Source organism: Acidovorax sp. SUPP1855, from assembly GCF_030158955.1.
Classification (GTDB): Bacteria; Pseudomonadota; Gammaproteobacteria; order Burkholderiales; family Burkholderiaceae_C; genus Paracidovorax.
This window is the reverse complement of the sequence record NZ_BQXI01000082.1, coordinates 1-1138: the sequence shown is the minus strand read 5'-3', so window position 1 is coordinate 1138 and position 1138 is coordinate 1. Positions and strand designations below refer to the sequence as shown.

Here is a 1138-nt window from a genome sequence, read left to right as displayed (position 1 = left end):
GAGCAGCGGCCCCACCTGTCCCTAGAATACAAAACGCCCGATGCGGTGCACCGGGCGTCTCTTGCAAGCCAATTACGGCTAGGGTTCAGTCCCGCATAGGTGTCAACCTATTCCAGGACGGGTCAGGCCCATGCGCTCAGTGCGCCAGATGCAGCCCGCATTCGCGGTTGTCCTCGCCCTTCGTCGGGTCCACGTAGTCGAAGTTGTTGGGCAGTTGGTGGGCCACGAGGTATTCGTACAGGTCCTTGGACGACCAGTGCAGCAGCGGTGCGACCTTGAGCAGGCCGTCGGGGTTGATGCTCACCGGGTCCATCTGCGCGCGCACGGCCGTGTCGGTGGCGCGCAGCGCGGTGAACCACACCTGCGGCGCGGTCTCGCGCAGCGCGCGGGCGAAGGGCTCGAGCTTGACCTCTTCGGTGAAGGCGGCATGCCGCGGATCGTCGAGCGCGGGCACCGGGCCTTCGACGGCCTCGCGGTGGGCGCGCGAGCGGCGCGGCAGATAGATCGACAGGTTCAGGCCGAGCTGCCGGGTCACCTCGTCGGCGAACTGGTAAGTGGCCTCGGTGTTGTAGCCGTTGTCCATCCAAACCACCGGCACGTCGGGCCGGGCCCGCGTGACCATGTGCAGGATGACGGCCTCGAACGGCCGGAAATTGGTGGTGACGATGGTGGGCCGGCCCAGGCCCACGGCCCAATCCACGAGGCCCTGGGCGTCCTTGCCGAGTTCGGCGTTGATTCTTGCGAGGTCGATGCTGCTCATTCCATGCTCCAACGGGACCGGGCGCGAGCGGCCCGGTGGGACGGGCGATTGTGCCTTTTGCGCTGCAGGGCCGCAGCCTGGCGGCATCCCGCCCCTGCAGCCCGGCGGGGAACCGGTGAAGCGGGCCGCGAAAAATCAGTACAGCCGCTCGCGATAAGTGAACAATCCGCCATTTCTATCTGCTGCAATGAAATTGCACTTAGAGTAAGTACAGTAACTTGCAGGCCATGTGATCAGCTGCTCAGATGACTCTGGGCTTCCCCCGGTTTCCCGGACGGTTTGCCTAGCCCATTAAGCGCTGCCGCTCTTCGAATTGAACCGGGCTGAGGTAGTCCAATTTGGAGTGTTTTCTGAACGGGTTGTAGAACCGCTCGATAT

Annotated in this window: 1 protein-coding gene; it reads right to left on the bottom strand. The window is 64.1% G+C overall.

Annotated features, from left to right (window positions below; genetic code table 11):
• Positions 1-136: 136 nt before the first annotated feature.
• Positions 137-760, bottom strand: coding sequence for a phosphoadenosine phosphosulfate reductase domain-containing protein (locus tag AVMA1855_RS26475; RefSeq protein WP_272565862.1), 624 nt, complete (start codon positions 758-760; stop codon positions 137-139).
• Positions 761-1138: the final 378 nt, after the last annotated feature.